Consider the following 521-nt stretch of genomic DNA (forward strand, 5'->3'; position numbering starts at 1 on the left):
CCCCGCCGGCCGCCGCCGCCCGGGCGGCGTCCAGCGCGCGCGACAGGGCGAGGGCGTGCCGGCGGCCGTCGGCGTCGAGGTAGGCGTTCCGGGAGGACAGCGCCAGGCCGTCCGCGTCACGGACCGTGGGCCCGGCGACGACGTCGACCGGGACGTCGAGGTCGCGCACCATGCGCCGGACCGCCATGAGCTGCTGGGCGTCCTTCTCCCCGAAGAGCGCGACGTCGGGGCGGACGAGGTGCAGGAGCTTGAGCACGACCGTCAGGACCCCGTCGAAGTGCCCGGGACGGTGGGCGCCCTCGAGGCGGTCGCCCAGGGCACCGGCGCTGACCCGGACGACCGGGTCGCCGCCCGGGTAGACGTCCTCCACGCCCGGGGCGAAGACGACGTCGACGCCCTCCCGCGCCAGCAGCGCGACGTCCCGCTCGAGGTCGCGCGGGTAGCGGGTCAGGTCCTCCGCCGGGCCGAACTGCAGCGGGTTGACGAAGACCGTGACGACGACCTGCTCGGCCCGCCCGCGC

The 521-nt window shown here is 77.2% G+C and carries 1 protein-coding gene; it reads right to left on the reverse strand.

Annotated features, from left to right (window positions below; all coding sequences use genetic code 11):
- The coding region (locus tag N866_RS18625) for a 4-phosphopantoate--beta-alanine ligase (RefSeq protein WP_034229580.1) at positions 1-521 on the reverse strand (521 nt) is incomplete at both ends.

Origin of the sequence: Actinotalea ferrariae CF5-4 (assembly GCF_000603945.1) — a bacterium.
In the GTDB taxonomy this organism is placed as follows: domain Bacteria; phylum Actinomycetota; class Actinomycetes; order Actinomycetales; family Cellulomonadaceae; genus Actinotalea; species Actinotalea ferrariae.